Source organism: Actinomycetota bacterium, from assembly GCA_030776625.1.
Classification (GTDB): domain Bacteria; phylum Actinomycetota; class CADDZG01; order CADDZG01; family WHSQ01; genus MB1-2.
Map to the genome: position 1 here is coordinate 1 of JALYHL010000006.1, position 18,893 is coordinate 18,893.

13 protein-coding genes, 1 tRNA gene and 1 pseudogene are annotated in these 18,893 nt (G+C 65.9%); 10 read left to right on the forward strand and 5 right to left on the reverse strand.

Annotation, left to right across the window (positions count from 1 at the left end; genetic code table 11):
• The first annotated feature begins 83 nt into the window (after positions 1-83).
• From rpsA to M3N53_10345, 6 genes and pseudogenes are all read left to right on the forward strand, one after another.
• Positions 84-1,184, forward strand: a pseudogene (gene rpsA / locus M3N53_10320) (30S ribosomal protein S1).
• Between the two features lie 681 nt (positions 1,185-1,865).
• Entirely contained in the window at positions 1,866-2,468 is a 603-nt protein-coding gene (gene coaE, locus M3N53_10325) for a dephospho-CoA kinase (protein ID MDP9068721.1), read from the forward strand.
• A complete protein-coding gene (locus M3N53_10330) occupies positions 2,465-3,172 on the forward strand; it encodes an HAD-IA family hydrolase (GenBank protein MDP9068722.1) in 708 nt (235 codons plus the stop codon). The genes coaE and M3N53_10330 overlap by 4 nt, the downstream gene beginning before the upstream one ends.
• Before the next feature lie 2 nt (positions 3,173-3,174).
• On the forward strand, positions 3,175-4,947 hold the full coding sequence (locus tag M3N53_10335; protein MDP9068723.1) for an ATP-binding protein: 1,773 nt from the start codon (positions 3,175-3,177) through the stop codon (positions 4,945-4,947).
• A gap of 51 nt (positions 4,948-4,998) precedes the next feature.
• Positions 4,999-6,996 carry an excinuclease ABC subunit UvrB gene (gene uvrB / locus M3N53_10340; protein MDP9068724.1) on the forward strand — a complete coding sequence of 666 codons (1,998 nt, stop codon included), beginning with the start codon at positions 4,999-5,001 and terminating at the stop codon, positions 6,994-6,996.
• Between the two features lie 48 nt (positions 6,997-7,044).
• Complete coding sequence (locus M3N53_10345; GenBank protein ID MDP9068725.1) at positions 7,045-8,397, forward strand: MATE family efflux transporter; 1,353 nt, start codon at positions 7,045-7,047, stop codon at positions 8,395-8,397.
• A gap of 31 nt (positions 8,398-8,428) precedes the next feature.
• Here M3N53_10345 and M3N53_10350 read toward each other — a convergent pair whose 3' ends face one another.
• On the reverse strand, positions 8,429-9,583 hold the full coding sequence (locus M3N53_10350; GenBank protein ID MDP9068726.1) for an aminotransferase class V-fold PLP-dependent enzyme: 1,155 nt from the start codon (positions 9,581-9,583) through the stop codon (positions 8,429-8,431).
• 173 nt (positions 9,584-9,756) lie between these two features.
• Between M3N53_10350 and M3N53_10355 the strand changes: the two genes are divergently transcribed.
• A complete protein-coding gene (locus M3N53_10355) occupies positions 9,757-10,614 on the forward strand; it encodes a LysM peptidoglycan-binding domain-containing protein (protein ID MDP9068727.1) in 858 nt (285 codons plus the stop codon).
• Positions 10,615-10,659: 45 nt separating this feature from the next.
• Positions 10,660-13,578 (forward strand): excinuclease ABC subunit UvrA, encoded by a 2,919-nt coding sequence (gene uvrA / locus M3N53_10360; protein MDP9068728.1) that lies wholly within the window; start codon positions 10,660-10,662, stop codon positions 13,576-13,578.
• Here uvrA and M3N53_10365 read toward each other — a convergent pair.
• Positions 13,575-15,041, reverse strand: a complete 1,467-nt coding sequence (locus M3N53_10365) for a metallophosphoesterase (protein MDP9068729.1) — start codon at positions 15,039-15,041, stop codon at positions 13,575-13,577. The two genes, uvrA and M3N53_10365, sit on opposite strands and share 4 nt — an antisense overlap.
• Positions 15,042-15,110: 69 nt before the next feature.
• On the opposite strand from M3N53_10365, the gene M3N53_10370 reads away from it, so the two are divergent.
• Together M3N53_10370 and M3N53_10375 are read left to right on the forward strand one after the other, a co-directional pair.
• Positions 15,111-15,185: transfer RNA gene (locus M3N53_10370), tRNA-Val, on the forward strand.
• 154 nt (positions 15,186-15,339) lie between these two features.
• Positions 15,340-16,161, forward strand: a complete 822-nt coding sequence (locus tag M3N53_10375) for a DUF4349 domain-containing protein (protein MDP9068730.1) — start codon at positions 15,340-15,342, stop codon at positions 16,159-16,161.
• Positions 16,162-16,364: 203 nt separating this feature from the next.
• Here the strand turns inward: M3N53_10375 and M3N53_10380 are convergent, their stop codons facing one another.
• The 3 genes from M3N53_10380 to M3N53_10390 form a co-directional block, all read right to left on the reverse strand.
• Complete coding sequence (locus M3N53_10380; protein MDP9068731.1) at positions 16,365-17,015, reverse strand: DUF2188 domain-containing protein; 651 nt, start codon at positions 17,013-17,015, stop codon at positions 16,365-16,367.
• Positions 17,016-17,133: 118 nt separating this feature from the next.
• The gene (locus M3N53_10385) at positions 17,134-18,201 is read right to left on the reverse strand and encodes a response regulator (protein ID MDP9068732.1); all 1,068 of its coding nucleotides are present in this window, start codon (positions 18,199-18,201) and stop codon (positions 17,134-17,136) included.
• Positions 18,202-18,366: 165 nt separating this feature from the next.
• On the reverse strand, positions 18,367-18,837 hold the full coding sequence (locus M3N53_10390) for a hypothetical protein (GenBank protein MDP9068733.1): 471 nt from the start codon (positions 18,835-18,837) through the stop codon (positions 18,367-18,369).
• Positions 18,838-18,893: the final 56 nt, after the last annotated feature.

Consider the following 18,893-nt stretch of genomic DNA (forward strand, 5'->3'; position numbering starts at 1 on the left):
GGCTTCGACGATCCGCCCGCTGCGTGCCGCCGATCCGCCCAGCAGGGGCGGGTCACGACCCCATCCACGCCGGAGCCGACTCCTTGACCAGCACCCTCGAGACCCCGTCCACCCCCCAGGTCGCCGTCAACGACATCGGGAGCATGGACGACTTCCTCGCCGCCATCGACGAGACGATCAAGTACTTCAACGACGGCGACATCGTCGAGGGCACGATCGTCAAGGTCGACCGCGACGAGGTCCTGCTCGACATCGGCTACAAGACCGAGGGCGTCATCCCCTCGCGCGAGCTGAGCATCAAGCACGACGTCGACCCCAACGAGGTCGTCTCCGTCGGCGACTCCGTCGAGGCCCTGGTCCTGCAGAAGGAGGACAAGGAGGGGCGTCTGATCCTGTCCAAGAAGCGCGCGCAGTACGAGCGCGCCTGGGGCACGATCGAGACGATCAAGGAGGAGGACGGCATCGTCACCGGCACGGTGATCGAGGTCGTCAAGGGCGGTCTCATCCTCGACATCGGCCTGCGCGGCTTCCTGCCGGCATCGCTGGTCGAGATGCGCCGCGTGCGCGACCTCCAGCCGTACGTCGGCAAGGAGCTCGAGGCCAAGATCATCGAGCTGGACAAGAACCGCAACAACGTCGTCCTGTCCCGCCGCCAGTGGCTGGAGCAGACCCAGTCCGAGGTGCGCAGCACCTTCCTGGCGACGCTGCAGAAGGGCCAGGTCCGCAGCGGTGTGGTCTCGAGCATCGTCAACTTCGGTGCCTTCGTCGACCTCGGTGGCGTCGACGGCCTCGTGCACGTCTCCGAGCTGTCCTGGAAGCACATCGACCACCCGAGCGAGGTCGTCGAGGTCGGCCAGGAGGTCACCGTCGAGGTCCTCGACGTCGACCTCGACCGCGAGCGCGTCTCTCTGTCGCTGAAGGCCACGCAGGAAGACCCATGGCGTCAGTTCGCCCGCGGCCACGCCGTCGGCGACGTGATCGACGGGCGGGTTACCAAGCTGGTCCCGTTCGGAGCTTTCGTCGAGGTAGACGATGCGATCGAAGGCCTCGTCCACATCTCCGAGCTCGCGGACCATCACGTGGAGCGGGCCGAAGACGAGGTCGGCGTCCACGACAAGGTGGAGGTCAAGATCATCGACATCGATCTCGACCGGCGTCGCATCAGCCTGTCGCGCAAACAAGCGATGAAGGGGACTGGCGAGGAGTACGGCCTCCCGGGCACGGATGCGGCGACCGGTACAGCCGGTGATGGCGACACAGCCGCCGCCGCGCCGGCCGACGCCTCGGAGATGGAGCTCGAGCCCTCCGAGGTCGAGATGGAGGTCGAGGTGCGAGCGGCGACCGAGGCCGCAGGGATGACGACCGAGAGCACGATCCAGCGCCCGCAGCCGGAAGAGGAGCTGATCTCCGCCGCGCAGATGATGCCGGAGATGACCGACGAGGCGCTCGCGCCGGAGGTTGCCGACGATCCCGTGGCTGCCGCGCAGATCGCGCCCGACGAGGAGAAGGAACAGGCCGAGCTGATCGCACAGATGTCCCCGGACCACAATCCGGCGGCACGCGCCGACGTGGGTATCCCCGATACGAAGATCCGTCCGCTCGACCGCGCTCTCAACCGCGAGATCCCGGACCCGGGCGCCGCGCCCGGCGAGAACATCGACGCGATCGCAGACGAGCTCGCGGCTACATCGACCGAAGGGCAGGACGAGCTGACCCCGACGCCGGTGGACGTCACCGCGCATGCTCCGCAGGGGTCACGGGTCGAAGGGGAGTCGCTCGACCCCGAGGACACCGGAAGAGAAGAGTCGCTCGAGGCGATCGTCCAGGACCTGAAGCGCGAGCGCGGGCAGGACTAACCACCGCGCGTGTTCACCGCCGGTCTGACCGGAGGAATAGGTTCCGGTAAGTCCACGTTTGCCGCGCTCTTAGCGGAGAGAGGAGCGCAGATCATCGACGCGGACCACCTGGGGCGCGAGGCTTTGCAGCCGGGGAAACCGGCGTGGCACTCGGTCGTCGACAGCTTCGGCGACGAGGTGCTCGCCGCGGGAACGATGCAGATCGACAGGAAGCGGCTGGCCGCCATCGTCTTCAACGACCCGCAGAAGCTAGCGGCGCTGAACGCGATCACGCACCCCGTGATCGTGCGCGGGATCGCGGACGAGCTCGAGCGGCTTTCTCGAACCGACTCGATAGTGGTCATCGACGCGGCGCTGATCGTCGAGCTCGGGCTGCACGAGGGCTTGAACGTCCTGATCGTGGTGGATGCGCCGGATAACCAGCGGGTGCGGCGCCTCGTGACCTCGAGAGGCATGCGGGCCGTCGACGTCGAGGCGCGCATGGCGGCACAGGTGCCACGTCAGAAGTTGTTGGAGCACGCGGACATCATCGTGATGAACGACGCGACGTTGGAGCAGCTGGCGCGGGAGGCGGACCGGGTCTGGGACGATCTCTGCGCGCGTGCGGCATGAGCCGTATCCAGATGGTCTTCTTCGATGCGGGCGAGACCTTGATCCATCCACACCCGTCGTTCCCCGAGTTGTTCGCGATCGTCTGTCGCCGCCGTGGGGTCGACATAGATGCCGCACTGGTGGCGGAGGTACAAGAGCGTCTCGCGCCTCATCTGATCGACCTCGCGGAGGACACCGGAGTAACGCAACCCTCTCTAGACCCTGCCGCGTCCCGCACGTTCTGGACGTTCCTGTACCGGCGGTTCCTGCAAGAGCTCGGTATCCACCAGCAGGATCTAGCAGATGACCTTTACGACACCTTTTCTGACAGCACCTCGTACAAGGTCTTCGACGACGTCCTCCCGAGTCTGGAACGGCTGCAGGACGAGGGCTACAGGATCGGCTTGATCTCGAACTTCGAGGGCTGGTTGCAGAAGATCCTGGTCGAACAGGAGCTGGGCGAGACCTTCGAGGTCAGCGTCATCTCGGGGCTCGAGGGCGTGGAGAAGCCGGACCCCCAGATCTACCGGCTCGCCATAGAGCGCGCGGGGGTCGACCCCGCGTTGTCGGTGCACGTGGGAGATTCGGTCGCGATGGATGTGTTGCCGTCACGCGAAGCAGGGATGAATCCGGTGCTACTCGATCGCGTCGGCCGATACGCGGGCTCGCAGTGGCCGTCGATCGGATCTTTAGAGGAATTGCCCGCGCTCATCCCGAAGCTTTAGCCATGCCGGACTCACTGAACCCGACGCTCGCGAAGGGCGAGAGGCATTACGACGAGCTCGCGGCGCTCTACGAGATCGCTGCACTCAGCGCGTCACGCGGCGACCGGTCCGACTTGATCGACCGGATCGTTCACATCGTTCGGGAGGTGATAGCGGCCGAGCGGGTGCTGCTGTTCACCTATGACTCGGATACCGCCCAGCTGCGTCTGCACCAGGAGAAGGGCCTGCAGGGGGATCCGTTCCCCGCGTCGACGCCTGGGTTGATCAGCCGGGTCCTCCACGGACGGTCGGCCGAGCTCACGAACCAGCTCACGGACGAAGAAGAAGGCGACGCCCAGCTCAGGACGAGGGCGGGGGCCTACCAGGTGGTGGCCACGCCGCTCCTTCTCGGAGACCAGGTTCTGGGGGTTCTCGCGGGGGTGAACTCACTGCGCGGGTCCTTCAGGCCGGACGACCTCCGCGTCTTGTCGATCCTCGGCGACCGCATCGCGGTCACGCTCGAGAACGCGCACCTCCTCCGGAGCCTCCAGCGACAGGTGGGCGAGCTGGAGGGCCTGCAGCGCCTGTCGAGGTTGCTGACCTCCGGCGTCCCGCTCGAGCAGGTGATCGACGAGAGCATCCGCATCACGGCCGAGCTCATCGACTGCGACAAGATCGCCCTCCTCTTGTACGACGAGGAGTCAGACGAGCTGGTCGCGCAACGTCCCGCGATCGGGATCCAACCGGAACAGCTTCGGGCGCTGAGGCTTCCAGTCGCGGAGCCTTCCATGGGAAGCACGGTGTTCCGAACCAACACGCCGATGAGCTCGAACGACGCGCCCAGCGATGCCTGGGTCAGCAAGACCGCCCAGCAACTGCTGGACATCCAGTCGCTGTTGGTCGTGCCGCTCGCAAGCGGGCCGCGACCCGTAGGCGTATTGAAGCTGATCAATGCCCGCGACGGTCAATTCGATGAGGTCGAGACGAACTACGCGTCCTTGTTGGGACGCCAGATCGGCGCGATCTTGGAGAGTCACCTGTCTCGCACCCGCGAGCAGGCCCTCGTTCGCAGGCTCCGGGATGCGGATCGGACGAAGTCGGAGTTCGTCTCGATGCTCGCACACGAGCTGAAGGGTCCGATGACGACGGTGCTCGGCTTCAGCCACACCTTGCGGGAGCAGTGGGACCGGCTGGAGGACGCGAAGCGCGAGCAGGTTTTGGAGATCATCAACAAAGAGGTGGCTCGTCTGTCGCGCTTGGTCAACGACCTGTTGGACGTCACGCGGATGGAGGCCGGAACCCTCCGCTACGAGCTCGAACCCACCGAGCTGCAGGAGATCATCGACAGTTTGTTAGTGGTGCACACATCGCTGCGGGTCGATCATCTCGTCACGGCGGAGCTGCCGAAGGATCTGCCGAAGGTGATGGCGGATAAGGACCGGATCCGTCAGGTGATCATCAACCTCCTGACGAACGCCACCAGGTATTCGCCCGCGGGCACCTACATCACGATCGACGCTGAAGAGGTCGAGGAGCAGGGGCAGCGTTTCGTGCGCGTGTCGGTAAGGGATGAGGGCATCGGCATCGCGCCTGAAGACGCCGAGCGGGTGTTCGCGAAGTTCGCGATGCTGCCGAAGCCGGGATGGACCAAGAAGGGGACGGGGCTCGGGCTCTTCATCACCAGGGCGATCATCCACGCGATGGGCGGCCGCATCTGGGTCAAATCGCAGGTCGGCAAAGGGGCGACCTTCTACTTCACACTGCGGGTCGCCGAAGACGCCGCCGCCGGCGCCTAACCCGTCAGGCGCCTCGCAGAAACCGTCTCACCCCCTAACTAAACTGGCTTTATGCCTCCGTTCAAGGTGGAGTCGGATTTCTCGCCCTCCGGCGATCAGCCCGCCGCTATCGATCAGATAGTCGACCGCGTCCGCGCGGGCGAGCGCTATACGGCACTCCTGGGGGCGACCGGGACGGGTAAGACGGCCACGATCGCGTGGGCGGTCGAGCAGATCCAGAAGCCGACGCTGGTGATCGCGCCGAACAAGTCACTGGCGGCGCAGCTGTGCAACGAGTTCAAGCGGTTCTTCCCACACAACGCCGTCGAGTACTTCGTCTCCTACTACGACTACTACCAGCCCGAGGCGTACGTGCCGTCGTCCGACACCTATATCGAGAAGGACTCCTCGATCAACGACGAGATCGAGCGATTGAGGCACTCGGCTACGAGCGCGCTGCTGCAGCGGGACGACGTCCTCATAGTCGCGAGCGTGTCGTGCATCTTCGGCCTGGGCTCGCCCGAGGAGTATCTGAACCAGGTGGTGAGCGTCGCCCGCGGGGACACGGCGGATCGCGACTTCATCACACAGAAGCTCGTCGACATCCAGTACGAGCGCAACGACATCAACTTCATCCGCGGCAAGTTCCGGGTCCGGGGCGACACGATCGAGATCTTTCCTGCATATGAAGAGGTGGCGGTCCGGGTCGAGCTGTTCGGCGACGAGGTCGATCGCATCATCCTGTTCGACCCGTTGACCGGCGAGATCGTCCGAGAGCTGGATCACGTCACGGTCTATCCCGCCTCGCACTACGTGGCGTCGCGCGATCGGATGGAGCGGGCCATCGGCGCGATCGAGCGAGAGCTGGCCGATCGACTGAAGGTGTTGGAGAACGAGCGAAAGCTGCTCGAGGCGCAGCGGCTCCGGATGCGCACGCAGTACGACCTCGAGATGATGCGGGAGGTCGGTTTCTGTTCCGGGATCGAGAACTACTCCCGCCACATCGAGGGACGGGAGCCCGGTAGCAAGCCCAACACCCTCATCGACTACTTCCCGAAGGACTTCCTGTGCGTGCTGGACGAGTCGCACGTGACGATCCCTCAGCTGAACGGCATGTACCACGGCGACATGAGCCGCAAGGGGACGTTGGTAGAGCACGGGTTCCGGCTCCCGAGCGCGATGGACAACCGGCCGCTGCGCTTCGACGAGTGGCTGGAGGCCGTGAATCAGGTCGTATTCATGAGTGCCACGCCGGGCCCATTCGAGCTACGTCACGCGGGTCAGCCGGTCGAGCAGCTGGTACGGCCCACGGGCCTGATCGATCCGGAGGTAGTGATCCGCCCGACGAAGGGACAGATCGACGACCTGATGGAGGAGATCCGCAAGAGGACGGAGGCGGATGCGCGGGTGCTCGTCACGACGCTCACCAAGAAGATGGCGGAGGACCTGACGGATTACCTCGTCGAGTCTGGGATCCGGGTCCGCTACCTGCACGCGGACATCGACACTGTGCAGCGGATCGAGATCCTCCGCGACCTGCGCCTCGGGGAGTTCGACGTCCTCGTCGGGATCAACCTCCTGCGCGAGGGTCTCGACCTTCCGGAGGTCTCGCTGGTCGCGATCCTCGATGCCGATAAGGAGGGGTACCTGCGCTCGCAGACCTCGTTGATCCAGACGATCGGACGGGCCGCGCGCAACGTGGAGGGCCAGGTCATCATGTACGCGGACGAGGTGACCGACTCGATGCAGCGGGCCATCAACGAAACGCAGCGTCGTCGCATGATCCAGATGGCCTACAACGAAGAACACGGGATCGACCCGCAGTCGATCCGCAAGGCCGTCAGCGACATCCTCATCGAAGGCTTCGGTCGCAAGCGCGACACAGTGCCGACGAAGTCAAAGAGCCGCCGGAAGGATCCCGTCGGCGGTGGACCTGACGAGCTGAAACGATTGATCCTCCAGCTCGAAGAAGAGATGCACACGGCCGCGGAAGACCTGCGGTTCGAGTACGCCGCGCGCATCAGAGACGAGATCGCCGACCTCCGCCGAGAGCTCCGCGAGGTCGGCTGATCGTTCCGTGCCAAACGAGCTACACCGGCGGGTAGTGCTCGCGTCGCGATGACCGCTGAACCCGCTGTGAGCGTCTCCGCGGCGTCGAGCCGCGTCCTGCCGGGGCGACATCCCGAGGACCGTGTCATCGCGGCTCTTGCCGTGCCCGCACTGGGGGCGCTTGCCGCGGACCCGCTCTACTCGCTCGTGGACACCGCTTTCGTCGGACATCTGGGGGTCGCACAGCTGGGTGGTCTGTCGATCGGGGTGGCCGCGTTCACAGCGTCCTTCTGGATCTTCTCGTTCCTTGCCTACGGCGTCACGCCCCGCGTCGCGCGCGCGCTCGGGGCGGGGTCGGCGGAGGACGCGACCCGGGTCGGGATACAGGCGTTGCTCCTGGCCCTGCTTCTCGGCGGCGCGGTCAGCGCGATCGGGTTCTTCCTGGCGGGACCTGTCGTGAGGGCTTTCGGCGCGTCGGACGACGTCGTCAGGTATGCGGAGCCGTACCTGCGCATCAGAGCGCTGGCAGCTATCCCTGTGCTCATCGCACAGGTCGGCCAGGGCTACCTGCGCGGAGCCCACGACACCAGAACGCCCACCGTCGTCGTTGTCGCCGGAGCCGCCGCGAACGTGATCGTGGGCTACGTCTTCATCTTTGTCCTCGGTTGGGGGATCGAGGGGGCGGCCTGGGCTGTGGTCCTGTGTCAGGCGGGGGCCGCGGCCGCGTTCCTCGTCATCTTGAGGCGCACGATGGTTTCTCTTCGGTGGCGGCCGGAGCCGGTCGTGATGCGGTCGCTCCTGAGGGTCGGCGGGGAGCTGGCGCTGCGGAGCGGGTCGCTGCTCGCCGGACTCACGATCGCGACGTCCGTCGCCGCCCGGATCGGAACGACGACGATTGCTGCTTGGCAGGTCGCCATGCAGTTGTTCCTGCTGCTGTCGCTGACGCTGGACGCGGTCGCGATCGCGGCGCAGGCTCTGGTTGCGACGCAGCTCGGCGCCGGAGACGAATCACGCGCCCGCGCCGTCGGCCAGAGGCTGATCGGCCTCGGCCTCTACGTCGGAAGCGCTCTGGGCCTGTTGCTGTTCATCGCCGCCTCGCCACTCGGCGGCGTGTTCACCGAAGCCCCGGACGTCGCCCCTCTCGCGACGCAGCTCCTTATCTGGCTCGCCCTCCTGCAGCCGCTGGGCGCGGTGGCTTTCACCCTTGACGGCATATTGATCGGGGCCTCCGACACCGGCTTCCTCGCGCTCGCGATGGTGGGATCCTCGGCTGTCTTCGTGGCCTCGATGCTCGCGCTCCACCGAGCCGACGCCGGCGTATGGAGTCTCGTCGTCGGGATGTCCCTCTGGATCGCGCTGCGGGCGGGAACCGGCCTCTATCGGTTCCGCGGCCCCGGGTGGACGGGCGGGACTGCGGCCTAGGTCATCCTTCGTCTGGCGTCGGGGAGAAGGGTCAGCGACCCAGCACCGCTTTCAGCTCCGCGAAGCAGCGGTCGATATCGCTTTCGTCGTTGAAGAAGTGCGCCGAGATCCGCAGGGTGTCGTTGCGGCTGTCCAGCACGACGTCGCGCCGGAACAACTCGTGCAGCACGCGTTCCGCTTCGGTCCGACCGCCGGGTATCCGGATGCGGACGAGGCCGCCGCGGCGGGTGTCGTCTCGCGGCGACAGCACGTCCAGTCCCGCGTCGTCGGCGGCAGCGAGCACGTGCCGTGAGAGCTCCTGATTGCGCGCCCTGATCACGGGCACGCCGACCTCCAGGATGATCTCGAGCCCGCCGGCGGCGGTGAACGCCTGCGGCAGTGCGTAGGTCCCCGTCTCGAAGCGACCGGCGTCGTCCCTGAGACGGAGCTCCGAGCGGTCGAAGTCGAAGGGGTCCTTGGTGCCGAACCAGCCGACGACTCTGGGGTGCAGTTGGTCGATGAGGCCCTTGCGGCAGTAGAGGAAGGCGATGCCCTGGCCGCCGCACAGCCACTTGAGCGCGCCGGTCACCAGCAGGTCTATGCCCATCTCGTGCACGTCGATGGGCACGATGCCGCTTCCGTGGAAGTCGTCGATCAACACGAGTGCGCCACGTTCGTGCGCGGTTTCGACGATCGGCTGCATGTCCATGATCCACGAGGACTGGAACAGGACTCGGTTCGTGTTCACGAGCGCCGTCTGCTCGTCGATCCGCGCGACGACGTCTTCGCTCTCGATCCGGATGCCATCGGGCGACCCGACGACGTCCAGCTTCGCCCCCGCCCTCTCCTGAGCGAGCCACACGTAGTGGTTCGTCGGGAAGTCCATCTCGGACAGGACGATCTTCGGCCGCGCCTGCAGGTCGAGACAGGTCGCGATCGCCGACAGGCCCGCGGACACAGAGGGGATGATCGCCACCTCGTCCTCGTCCGCGCCGATCAGGCGCGAGAACAGCGACCGGCACTGCTGGAGCTTGGGGAGGCCGTGGTCGAACCACAGCTCCTCCGGCCCGTAGCGCTGCCACAGGTCGAGGTGCTCCTCCGCGAGCGAGCGACTCCGGCGTGAGAGGGGGCCGAGCGAGGCGGATATGAGATAGGTGCGCTCGGCGAGCACGGGGAACTCGTCTCGATAAGACGCCAGCTCCGGCATCCGCCGAGAGTAGTGCAGCGGCGTGCGGGGGCATCGACGGCTTACTCGCCGGTCCGAGCCCGGAAGCTGCCCCGATCAAGACGTGGCCTAGCGTGCCTGAGGCGCCGGCCGGCGGGTTGACAGGTTTGTTGAAGCTGTTAGCTTTTGTGACCTTTTGTAGCTAAGGAGGAAACGTGAGGCTACGGCGCTACCGAGGCCGCCACCTGCGGCCCCAGCCGAAGAAGACCGGCCCCGTGGTGCTGGCCGCGGCCGCGTCCATGTCGGTTGCGACTCCCGCCATGGCGGGCACCTACACCGTCCGTAGAGGCGACACGCTTTCGGAGATCGCGGCACGGCACGGGACCTCAGTGGCCCGTCTTGCGCGGATGAACGATCTGTCGGATGCGGACCTGATCGTGGCGGGGCAGCGCCTGCGCGTGCCCGGACGCGGCGGAGGTGGGGGAGGTGCAGCGAGGAGGCACACGGTCCGCTCTGGTGAGACGCTGTCGGAGATCGCCGCCCGCTACGGCACCTCTGCCGCGCGCCTGGCTCGGGCGAACGACATCAAGAACCCCAACCTCATCGTCGTGGGGCAACGGCTTCGGATCCCCGCCGGGGGTTCGTCTGGTGGCGGTGCGAAAGTGTCCGGGTCGGTATCGGTGCCAGCAGGCTCTATAGCGGCGTCGCTGCACAACCAGGCTGTCGCTCACGGCGTCGATCCCGCCCTGGTGAAGGCGGTCGCGTGGCAGGAGAGTGGCTGGCAGCAAGACGTCCGCTCCAGCGCCGGAGCCGTCGGTGTGATGCAGGTCATGCCGGGGACCGCGCGATACGTCAAGCGGTCTCTCGGCCACCCGGGCCTCAACTTCCGGCGGGCCGACGACAACGTCCACCTGGGGGTCGTCTACCTGCGACACATGCTGCAGACCACGCGCACGAGGAGAAGGGCGCTCGCCGCCTACTACTCCGGACCTGGCAACCTCCGGCGGAAGCTCGCGGGCTACCAGAAGGCGTACGTCCGGAGCGTTCTCGCGCTGCGTCACCGCTTCAGATAGGCCGTCCTCTCCCGAAGTTACAAGCGCGTCCTTTAGGCTCGACCGATGGGCGCCGACGGCGGGCGGGCCTCGGATCAGCTGGTCATCAGGGGAGCCCGCGAGCACAACCTCAAAGACGTGAGCCTCGAACTCCCCCGCGACGCGCTCGTCGTCTTCACCGGGATCTCGGGCTCCGGAAAGTCCTCTCTCGCGTTCGACACGATCTACGCTGAGGGACAGCGCCGTTACGTCGAATCCCTGTCCGCGTACGCCCGGCAGTTCTTGGGGCAGATGGACAAGCCCGACGTCGACTTCATCGAGGGACTGTCGCCGGCGATCTCGATCGATCAGAAATCGGCGTCGAGGAACCCGCGTTCCACGGTCGGCACCATCACAGAGATCTACGACTACCTCCGTTTGCTCTACGCCCGGATCGGGCGCCCCCACTGCCACAACTGCGGTCGTGCCATCGCCCGTCAGACGCCGGAGCAGATCGTCGACCAGGTGCTCGGGCTCCCTGACGGCACCCGCTTCCAGGTGCTGGCGCCGATGGTGCGCGGCCGCAAGGGCGAGTTCACCTCGATGTTCGAGGACCTCTCCCGCCGCGGGTTCGTGCGCGCCCGGATCGACGGCGAGGTCAAGGAGTTGTCCGAGAAGATCCGGCTCGACCGGTACTTCCAGCACGACATCGACGTCGTCGTCGACCGTCTCGTCATCAGAGAGGGCATCGGCAGCCGCCTCACCGACTCGATCGAGACGGCCCTGAAGCTGGCGGAGGGGACCGCGGCGATCGAGCTCGTCGATGATGCCGCCGAAGACATCCTGTTCAGCCAGCACTTCGCCTGCAACTTCTGCGGCATCAGCTTCGACGAGCTCGCCCCCAGGAACTTCTCGTTCAACTCGCCGTACGGCGCCTGCGACCACTGCGACGGGTTGGGAACGCACCTCGAGGTCGACCCGGAGCTCGTGATCCCGAACCCGGACCTGTCGATCGACGAGGGCGCGATCGCACCGTGGTCGGGACGCAGCCTCGAGTACTTCGACCGGCTGCTGGACAGCGCGGGCAAGACCTTCAAGTTCAAGACCGATGTCCCCTTCAGGAAGCTCCCGAAGAAGGCGCGGGACATCATCCTCTATGGAAGCGAGGACCAGCAGGTCCACGTCCGGTACCGCAACAGGTTCAACCGCATCCGCTCCTACTGGACGAACTTCGAGGGAGTGATCTCGTGGCTCGAGCGGAGACGGGAGGAGACGGATTCGGAGTACGCGCGCGAGCGCTACGAGCAGTACTTCCGCGAGGTGCCGTGCCCGCGCTGCGGCGGCGCGCGCCTGAAGCCGGAATCGCTGAGCGTGACGGTCGGCGGCCGCAACATCCACGAGCTCACCAACTCCTGCATCGGCGAGATCGACGAGTTCCTGCGGAAGCTCGAGTTCGACGACCGCGAGACGGTGATCGCCGAGCGGGTGTTGAAGGAGATCCACGCGCGCCTCGGCTTCCTTCTGGACGTTGGCCTCGATTACCTGACGCTTGCGCGCGGCTCGGCGACGCTGGCCGGGGGAGAGGCGCAGCGGATCAGGCTCGCGACCCAGATCGGCTCGGGTCTCGTCGGTGTTCTGTACATCCTCGACGAGCCCTCCATCGGGCTGCATCAACGGGACAACCGCAGGCTGATCGACACCCTCGTCAGGCTGCGCGATCTCGGCAACACGTTGATCGTGGTCGAGCACGACGAGGACACGATCCGCGCCTCCGACCACATCGTGGATATCGGCCCAGGTGCCGGCGAGCACGGTGGCGACGTGGTCTACGCAGGTCCGTTGTCAGGGCTCCTCCGGCACAAGGGGTCTCTGACCGGCGACTACCTAGCGGGCCGGCGCAGCATCGCGGTCCCCGAGACGCGGCGGCGGGGCAACGGACAGGAGCTTGTGGTCTTGGGTGCCCGCCAGCACAACCTCAAGGACATCGACGTCACCATCCCGCTCGGCTGTTTCGTGGCGGTCACGGGCGTGTCGGGGTCGGGGAAGTCGACGCTGGTGAACGATGTGGTCTACCGCTCTGTGCACCAGATGCTGAACCGCAACGCACGGCTCGTCGCGGGGAAGCACCGGACGATCCAGGGCCTCGAGAACGTCGACAAGGTGATCGACATCGACCAGTCGCCGATCGGGCGGACCCCGCGCTCGAACGCGGCGACGTATACCGGGGTCTTCGACCACATCCGCAAGCTGTTCGCGAAGACGCCCGACGCGAAGCGGCGCGGCTATCAGCCCGGCCGCTTCTCGTTCAACGTCCGCGGCGGACGTTGCGAGGCTTGCGCCGGCGAGGGGACGATCAAGATCGAGATGCACTTCCTCCCCGACGTCTACGTCCCGTGTGAGGTGTGCAAGGGCAGGCGTTACAACCGCGAGACGCTGGAAGTGCGCTTCAAGGGCAAGAACATCTCCGAGGTGCTCGAGATGAGCGTGGCGGAGGCGTGCGAGTTCTTCTCCGCGATCCCACCGATCGCCCGCCACATGGACACGTTGCGCGACGTCGGCCTCGGCTACATCAAGCTGGGGCAGCCGGCGCCGACCCTGAGTGGCGGCGAGGCGCAGCGCGTGAAGCTCTCGACGGAGCTCTCGAAGCGGGCTACGGGCAAGACCCTCTACATCCTCGACGAGCCCACGACCGGGCTGCACTTCGACGACGTGCACAAGCTCCTGGGCGTCTTGCATCGACTGGTCGAAGCCGGCAACACCGTGCTGGTGATCGAGCACAACCTCGACGTCATCAAGACCGCGGACTACATCATCGACCTAGGGCCCGAGGGTGGCGCCAGCGGGGGAGAGATCGTCGCCACCGGGACCCCCGAGCAAGTCGCGGCCGAGCCTCGGTCATACACGGGCCAATACCTGAAGCCCCTGCTCGTGGCGCCGGCGAAGAAGAAAGTTGCCGCGGCGCGCAAGAGCATGGCGCGCGTCACTCGGACTCGGAAAGCGGGCTAGTCGAGACTGGGCTGTGTCGGTTCGAGCGTCGTGCGTTCGACCTCGAAGTCGTTCGAGATCCCTCGGAACGTGATGTAGTCGACCGCGACCGCTTCGTCTTCGCGGAAGTAGATGACCTGGGCTTCGTAGTCTTTGTCTGTCTCGAGGGTTAGGGACTTAAGCCCCGTAGCACCGCTGCTTCCCACCGTAAGCACCAGGGTTCCTTCGACGTATTCCAGGGCTCGGCTGTGAGTGTGGCCCGCGAGGATCAGCGGTACCAAGCCGTACGACCCGCTCGCCAGTCTCTCGTCGTGCACAACGAGAACATCGGGCCGAGATAGCTCCACGGACGCGGCCACATCGGAGGCCTCGGCCAAGCGTTGCTCGTCTTTCTCTTCTGGGGTGACGCTGCTGTCGGTCGTGAAGGTTGGGTCTGCCCACCCGAGGACCAGCAGGTCACCCAGCTCCGTTGTCTCGTTCTGCAGAACGCGCACGTTGTCTACGGTGGTCAAGATGCGTAGCAGCAGCGGAGCATCGTGGTTACCCCGCACGTACAGGTACGGAGCATCGATCCGATCGATGACATCGGCGAGCCTGCGATCGATAGGGCCCGTTAGAGACGAAAGAGACCCGGTGTCCAGGGTGTTCGAACCCAGGTCTCCGCTGTCGATGACGGCCTCCACGTCGAACGCCTCCGCGAGGTCTTCGACGATCTCGACGCCGAGCGGGTTCGCGTGGATATCGCCGACGTGCAGGATCGCGGTCGTATCGGTACGCGGATCGACATCGGGCTTTGCGACGAGCACCAGCAGGTCGGAGAGCCGCTCGGTAGCTGTGTCATAGCGCGAGCCGAGCTGGTCTAGTACCCCCGCCTGCTCTCTGATCGTCTCGATCACCACAGGCGCCCGCGCCAGGGTTCCGGAATAGCGGGGCTCTTCGAAGGCCCCGATGTCGTAACTCATCCCGGTGACCCCGAGGAGGGCCGCCACCGCGACGAAGGCTCCGGCCCCACCCGCGGCCAGGGACCGCCAGGTGCGGCCCCACACGAGGACCGCCACCACCGCGCCGATGACCACGCCCCCAGCCAAGAGCCGAACCACGCTTTGCCGGATCACTCCTTCGAGGTCCTGGTTCATCTGCGCGCGCAGCTCGTCCCGGCCGGCCGGAGTGGTCGCCAGGGGGCCCAGCTCTTCGAAATCGACCGTTCGGAATGACAGCTCGACGCTCAATGGAGAGGGGTGCGTCAGCGCCGACACAGTGCCCAGCGGGGGGACTTGCACATTGGTCTGGCTCGTCCCGACCGCTGCGTGCAGTGCGACGTTGGCAGGGCCGAGCTCGTGGGCGATCGAAGGCACCAACCCCAGTCCTGCTAGGCCCCCGACCATGCCCGTCAGTGCGACGAGCAGGATGTTCCTCGTTGAACCCCCGGCCTTGGCAGAAGGGGAGCGGGTTCGGTCGGGCCCGGCGGTGTCCAGGTCAGCCATGGTCTACAGCGTCACATGTCGTAGCAGCCCGCGTCGTGGAGTGGCCTCGCCGGTAGACTCGGTGCCCCGGGGCGGTTGGCTCAGCGGGAGAGCGCTGCCTTCACACGGCAGAGGTCACTGGTTCGATCCCAGTACCGCCCACCATCTGTTCCGCAGGTAGGTCGTCGGTTTCCTCGATGCAGCGTCGATTGGCTCTGGACATCTCGACGCCTACGGCCTACTATGTGCCGTAGTACTACATTAGTAGTAGGGATGATCCTTCGACGGAGCAGGGTCGCCCTCGGGAGAGGGGGACGCTATGGCTCGGCGGACATTCGGCACGGCCCTGCTCGCGGTGCTGCTTCTCGGTACGGCCTGCGGAGGCGATGGAAGCGAGGACGGCGGCCCGGGTGTCTCCCTGGACCGGCCGATAGGAGCTCCCGAAGAGGCCGCCGCAGCCGACGCGGTCGCCAAGTCAGCGTTCGCGGCCATGAGGGTCCCCCGGAGCGATCTCGACTCCGCTACGCAGGAGGTGGTCGATCTCGCTACAGGCCCCGAGGTCGCGGGCTTCCTGGTTTCGTCCGTGTTCGACACCGAAGTGGGCCACGGATCGGCCCGGGTGCTCGTCAAGGTGCCGTCTACGGCTTTCGAGCACGTGGTCGCGAAGCTCGGTGGTATCGGCGAGGTCACACGCCAGGAGCTGTCCGGTGAAGACATGAATCCAGAGCTGCTCCAGGCGCGCGACGCCGTTCGACGCGCTCGCGACCGAACCGGGACCCTGATCTCCCGACTCCAAGCCACGAACGACGAGGCACTGAGCTTCAAGCTGCGACAGCGGCTGCAGGCCTCACGCACCGAACTCCGCACAGCTGGTCGACAGGCTTCCCACCTGGGCTCTGAGTTGGCCTTCTCTGAGGTCGACGTCGCACTTACGGCCACCCCGCCACCTCCACTGCCGAAGGAACCGGTCGTCGAACGGGCACTTGGCACCGCCCGGGCGATCACGCTCGGGATCGCCTCGGGCGCGATTCTCGTCGCGGGAGTTGCGCTGCCGCTCCTCGCGTTGTTGGTCCTTCTTTTCCTGTTGGGGGGTCCGATCGTTCGCCGGCTGAAACCACGCCTGCGGAGCTGGCCTGCCTAGGACGCGAGGGTCGTCGGTGCCCGGCCGGGAGGCCCCGAGCGCGGACGGAGTCAGTCTGAAGGTGAGCCTCGCTGCAACCTATGAGGCGACGGATCTGAACGTCGCGTCAACAGTGTCGCCAGCTTCGAGACCGCCATCTAGACCACCCTGCAGCTGGCGCTGCTGCCCGCTAAAGAAGATGTTCCGAGCAGATCATCGTGGGGTCAGGCTTCTGATGGGCGCAGGGTTCCGTCGGGGGAGTGGATGATCAGGTTCACGTTCTTCACGCTCGCGAGGTGGCGCCCGGCCGCTATGGCCTCCTCCTGGGTATCGAAGTAGCCCTCGGGTTCGTAGGAGCTCTCGTCCTTCAGCGCCCACGCCTGCTCGATGTCCGGCACGACGTGGAGATCCTTGCCGCCTCGTACGGGATCCTTCTTTGGGAGCGTCGGCTCCGTCGCTAGCTGGTCCTCGATCCGCTTGAGGGCGGACTCGATGCGATCGTCCGAATCCCGAGACTCCGCGCTGCCTTTGTGGATCAAGATCGCCGACATGATCGTGAACGAGAACAGCTGAAGGAACTCCGACTGCCAGTTCTCCAGGGTCGACTGGGAGAACTGCGCCAGGAAGTCTCCGACCTCGGGCTTCTCGTTGTGCTCCCGTTGCTCGTCCGTGAACACCTGCCACTCGGCCGCGGCCTGCCCGACCCAACTGAGGAAGAAGAGCGCGCAGAACCCGAGGCTGAGGCCGAAGTTCTTCCAGAGGCGCATCCGGGTTCGCTTCTCCTCCTGGATGCTGCGAACCAGCGCTCCCGCTAGGTAGATCGTGATGCCGACTATCACGAGGATGACCCCGCCCATCGCGACAGCACCACCCATCGGGAACCTCCGATCGCTCGTTGATCTCGCGGACTCACTGCCCTGCGGGCATCACTTAACCGCGGAACGGGAGGGCCGGGCGGTATCTGCGGCGGCGTAGTGGCGGCGGAGGGCGCCGCTAGCCGATCAGATGTTTCTCGACCTCTCCAGTGGAGGAGAGATCTACGTCTTGCTGCACATCTAGGAAGGCGTCGATGACCTTCGGGTCGAACTGCCGTCCCCGCTGTTCCCGGATCTCGTCGATGGCCTGATCGAGCGGCCAGGCCTTCTTGTAGGGGCGGTCATGTGTTAGGGCGTCGAACACGTCCGCGACGGCCACGATCCGTCCACAGATCGGTATGTGTTCGCCTGCGAGCTTGCTGCCGTAGCCGGTCCCGTCCCACCGCTCGTGGTGTGTCGCCGCGATCCGCTCGGCAAGCTGGAGCGTCATCGAATCGCTGTTCGCGAGAAGCTTGGCGCCGATCGCGGTGTGTTGCTTCATCAGCTCCCGCTCGGCAGGCGTCAGCGGCCCGTTCTTCAACAGGATGCTGTCTGCTACTCCGATCTTGCCGACGTCGTGAAGGGGGGCGGCGCGCCGGATCCCCTCGATCAGCTTGGGCGGCAGGGCCAGCGCCTCGCCGATCAGAGCTGCGCTGCGCCCCACCCGCTTCGTGTGCTGACCCGTCTGGTCGTCGCGGAACTCCGCCGCCATCGCGAGCCGATCGAGGATCTCGAACTTCGTCGCCTCCAGCTGGTGGGTCCGCTCCGCGACACGCTGTTCGAGCAGCGCATTCTGGCTCCGAAGCGCGAGGTGGAGATGGCGGGTGTGGAGCAGGTTCTTGATCCTGAGCTCTACCTCGGTGCGATCGAACGGCTTCGTCAGGAAGTCGTTCGCGCCGGTGGAAAGAGCTCGCACCTTAGCCTCGGACGAGGCGTCGGCGGTGAGCATCAGGATCGGCAGGTAGGTGTCGGAGGTCGCTTCCCGCACGGCCGCCATGACGTCGAGGCCGCTGACGCCGGGCATGTGGAGGTCGAGCAAGAGGAGGTCCGGGTCGAACGCCTCACACGTGGCCACGGCCTTGGCCGCATCGCTGAGGGTAAGGACGTTGTCGTAGCCGATGTCTTCGAGGATCGATGACAGCACCAGGAGGTTCGCGTCGGAGTCGTCCACGGCGAGGATCCGCGACCCCTTCAGCCCCTGATCCATGAGCGTCCTTTCCCCCGCGGAAGCCGTGCTCCCTCTGCGTGGGCGACTACCTACCCTCCGTCGTCGCCCACAAACCTATTCCTGGAAGTTCATTCCTTCCGAGTATTTCGGGCTACGCGAGGGGGTTCTTGAGGACTACGCGAGGTGGTTCTTGAGGACTAGGGTTCAGGGGCCGATCAGCAGCGAGCCGCTCACCTCGAGCGAGCCCGGCTCGAGGTTCAAGGGGACGATGTCTTGGCGGGTCTCGCCGGCGGGGATCTCACCGATGTCGACGGGTATCGAGGTGCCGCCCACCACGAGCGTCACCGTGCCCTGCCACAGGAACTTAGAGCGGTTGCTGATCGGCAGGATCATCGAGACCTTCCCCGGCCCTTCGGACCGAGCACCCATGTTCAGCGAGAGTCCGCCCCCCTCGTCGTCCGCACAGAGGAGAGCGTCGTCTTCCTTCGTGATCCGCGTGGAGCTCAGCAGTTGCGGCTCCAGCCCTTCGGGTGTGATCAAGGTGAAGGGGGTTTCTGCGGATTGCTTACAGGTGAGGACGTGCGTGAGGCCCCGCAGCGAGGACATGCCGATCGGGATCAGGAATGCGCCCAGCAGCGCGAAGAGCGCGAGGCGCGATCGCAACGCGGATGGCATGCCTCAGAGGATAGGGCCTAAACCAGGACCCGGCTATGTCCACGACATAAGATGCC

What these genes read in the sequence shown, in the direction of transcription:
- M3N53_10330 (MDP9068722.1), top strand. Translation starts at nt 2,465, where the DNA reads ATGAGCCGTATCCAGATGGTCTTCTTCGATGCGGGCGAGACCTTGATC.
- M3N53_10335 (MDP9068723.1), top strand. Translation starts at nt 3,175, where the DNA reads ATGCCGGACTCACTGAACCCGACGCTCGCGAAGGGCGAGAGGCATTAC.
- uvrB (MDP9068724.1), top strand. Translation starts at nt 4,999, where the DNA reads ATGCCTCCGTTCAAGGTGGAGTCGGATTTCTCGCCCTCCGGCGATCAG.
- M3N53_10345 (MDP9068725.1), top strand. Translation starts at nt 7,045, where the DNA reads ATGACCGCTGAACCCGCTGTGAGCGTCTCCGCGGCGTCGAGCCGCGTC.
- M3N53_10350 (MDP9068726.1), bottom strand. Translation starts at nt 9,583, where the DNA reads ATGCCGGAGCTGGCGTCTTATCGAGACGAGTTCCCCGTGCTCGCCGAG.
- uvrA (MDP9068728.1), top strand. Translation starts at nt 10,660, where the DNA reads ATGGGCGCCGACGGCGGGCGGGCCTCGGATCAGCTGGTCATCAGGGGA.
- M3N53_10365 (MDP9068729.1), bottom strand. Translation starts at nt 15,041, where the DNA reads ATGGCTGACCTGGACACCGCCGGGCCCGACCGAACCCGCTCCCCTTCT.
- M3N53_10375 (MDP9068730.1), top strand. Translation starts at nt 15,340, where the DNA reads ATGGCTCGGCGGACATTCGGCACGGCCCTGCTCGCGGTGCTGCTTCTC.
- M3N53_10380 (MDP9068731.1), bottom strand. Translation starts at nt 17,015, where the DNA reads ATGGGTGGTGCTGTCGCGATGGGCGGGGTCATCCTCGTGATAGTCGGC.
- M3N53_10385 (MDP9068732.1), bottom strand. Translation starts at nt 18,201, where the DNA reads ATGGATCAGGGGCTGAAGGGGTCGCGGATCCTCGCCGTGGACGACTCC.
- M3N53_10390 (MDP9068733.1), bottom strand. Translation starts at nt 18,837, where the DNA reads ATGCCATCCGCGTTGCGATCGCGCCTCGCGCTCTTCGCGCTGCTGGGC.